Raw genomic sequence first — 2,946 nt, forward strand, 5'->3', positions numbered from 1 at the left:
ATTATGAGTTAGCTTTAGGGGATTAAATTTAAAACCTCTAATTATAACATATATCTTTTTTGCAAGAGGTCTAATGTAGCCGACGATCGCCTCTAATTTCTCTTCCTGACCAATTACCAGCATCCGCCTCAATAATTCTGTTCCCAAACCGCGCTGCTGATAGCTATCGCTAACGATCAGGGCAAATTCGGCTTGGTTTGTGCCGTGGAGTTTGCTCAGACGCGCTACTCCCAAAATCCGGTGTTCTGAGGTTTCCGGGTCTTGACGATCGGCTACTAACACCATTTCCCGATCGTAGTCAATAAAACAAATCCGGGTCAAACGTTCGTGAGCGATGCGGTGCTTTAACTTTACCATGTGAGCGTAACGCAAATACACGCTCTCTTCCGAAAGTTCTTTGTGGAAGAGCACCATCAGCGGCTCATCTTCTGGGCGAATGGGACGGATGGTGAGGGGACGATCGCCGTTTGTTGACCATGTTTGAACGTATTGCGTAGGATAGGGGCGAATCGCGGGTGAAATGGCGTTTTCTGTTGTTTGGAGAACAACACGGGCATCAAGAGCGATCGCACCTTCAGGAGAAACCAACAGTGGATTAATATCAATCTCGGCAATTTGAGGTTGCTCTACAATTAGTTGACTGAAACGAACTAATAACTGTTCGAGTTGTACCAGGTCAATTGCCGATCGACCGCGCACTCCTTGCAAAGCTTTATAGATGCGAGTTTGCTCCATCATCCGCCGCGCTAGGGTGGTATTTAAAGGCGGAAGGGCGAGCGATCGATCTTGAAAGACTTCCACTAATTGTCCGCCGGAACCAAACAGCATCACCGGCCCAAATTGTGGGTCAATACTGCTACCCAAAATTAGTTCATAGCCTTCCAAATGCACCATCGGCTGCACGGTTACGCCAAGAAACGCTGCAGGATCGATCGCCCGTACCCGCTGGGCGATCGCCTCAAAGGCAGTAATTACAGCCTTAGCATCGCTTAAATTTAGTTTTACGCCCCCCACATCGGTTTTGTGAGTAATCGTCTCAGAATGGAGTTTTAGCACCACTGGATAACCGAGGATCTCGGCAATTTCCACAGCTTCGGCCGCACTCGCTGCAATTTCTGTCGCTACGGTGGGAATGCCGTAAGCTGCCAGCAAGTGTTTTGATTCGTACTCGGTTAATAGAGTGCGATTGTTTTGGCAGGCGGCAGTCAAAATCTTCGCAGCAGTCGCACACCCGGAAGTCTCGATTTCGCAATCAGCGGGGAGAGAAGGCGTTTCGTAGATAGCGCGCAGGTTGTACGTGTACCGCCACATATAGTTGAACAACCTGACGGCGGTATCGGGATAAGGGAAAGTCGGAATATTTGCCTGATTGAGAATTTGCGTTCCCGCTGACACTTCCACACCGCCCATCCAGCTTGCTAATAAGGGTTTTCGGAGTTTGCTGTAAGACTTGAGTTTTTCGGCGGTTTGGGTGGGATTGGTCATCGCTTGTGGCGTTAGGATGACCAGCAATCCGTCACTATTGGGATCGGGAGCGACCACTTCTAGAGTTTTGGCGTAACGATCGCTACTAGCATCGCCCAAAATATCGATCGGGTTGTGATGACTCCACTGAGGGGGCAAAAACTCATCAAGCTGCTGCACCGTCTCCGGTGCCAAATCTGCCAGCGCACCGCCGTCGCTAATTAAGGCATCAGTGGCGATCGCCCCTGGCCCTCCTGCATTGGTGACGATGGATAGGCGGTTGCCCTGCGGTCGCGGTTGCTTGGCCAGAATTTCTGCCATGTCGAACAAATCGGAAATCGTATGTACCCGCAAGGCGCCACAGCGGCGGAAAGCAGCGTTAAGCACGTCATCGCTGCCGGTCAAAGCTCCCGTATGGGAAGCGGCGGCGGCGGCGGCGGCGGTACGTCCTACCTTGAGAATGATGATCGGTTTGTCGATCGCCACTGGGCGGGCGGCGGACAGGAACGAACGAGCATCACCCATAGATTCCATGTACAAAACGATACTGTGGGTATGGGGATCGTCTCCGAAATACTCGATCAGATCGCCCCAACCGACATCGAGCATAGAGCCGATCGACACAAAAGCGCTAAAACCGACATTTTCCCCCAAACTCCAGTCTAGGATCGAAGTACAGAGGGCGCCGCTTTGACTGATGAAGGCGACATTACCCGAACGGGCGATCGTACCTGCAAAAGTAGCATTGAGCCCAAGCACAGGATTCATCACGCCGAGGCAATTTGGGCCGATAATCCGCATTCCGCCCAGACGCGCTTGGGCGATAACTTGCTGTTCTAAAGCCTCCCCAGCCGCACCAATCTCTTTAAAGCCAGCAGAAACAATAATTGCCCCTTTCACCCTAGTTCAATTAATCAGCAATTAATATTGCTCTGCTTTCGATAACTATTCTCGAATCAAATCCGAACTATTTTTCTGCTATTTTTCTGCTATTTTTCTGCTTTTTCTGCTTCTGGTCTTCGCAGTTCGCGACCAAAAATCTCATTGCGGGTTTCCGACCGACCCGCACTTAAACAACATTTCCGTTGTCAAACTGTTAGTTAGGAATCCCATTTTGTCAGAGCTTCCTCACAAATCCCAGAGGTTGTTCTGCATACTATCTATCTTAATTCTTCCCACCGAATTAGCAAGTCAAGTTTTGTAAGAAAGAGCGAACAGGCTATTTAAAATATTGAGATTAAATATATAGTAGATATAGCGGTCGGAGGAGAAAAGATCGATCGCTAACAAAAGATTGAGGTGAAAGCAAGCTATGTTAGCAGAATAGCACGGCTTTACTGAAGGCAACTGGACAAAGGAAGTCAACGTTAGAGACTTCATCCAAAAGAATTACACCCCCTACGAAGGGGAGTATGTCACTTTTGTAGTGAGTAATTATACTCATGCAGCTTGTCTCTGATTTCCAATTAAGCCATTCAAGTA

1 protein-coding gene is annotated in these 2,946 nt (G+C 49.0%); it reads right to left on the reverse strand.

The genetic code is table 11. The annotated features are described in order from the left end of the window. Positions 1–2,364, reverse strand: a 2,364-nt coding sequence (locus tag QUB37_RS29405) for a bifunctional acetate--CoA ligase family protein/GNAT family N-acetyltransferase (RefSeq protein WP_333168738.1), incomplete at its 3' end; no start/stop codon positions are given. Positions 2,365–2,946 lie beyond the last annotated feature (582 nt).

The sequence above is a fragment of the Microcoleus sp. AT3-A2 genome (genome assembly GCF_036705685.1).
Taxonomy (GTDB): Bacteria; Cyanobacteriota; Cyanobacteriia; order Cyanobacteriales; family Microcoleaceae; genus Microcoleus.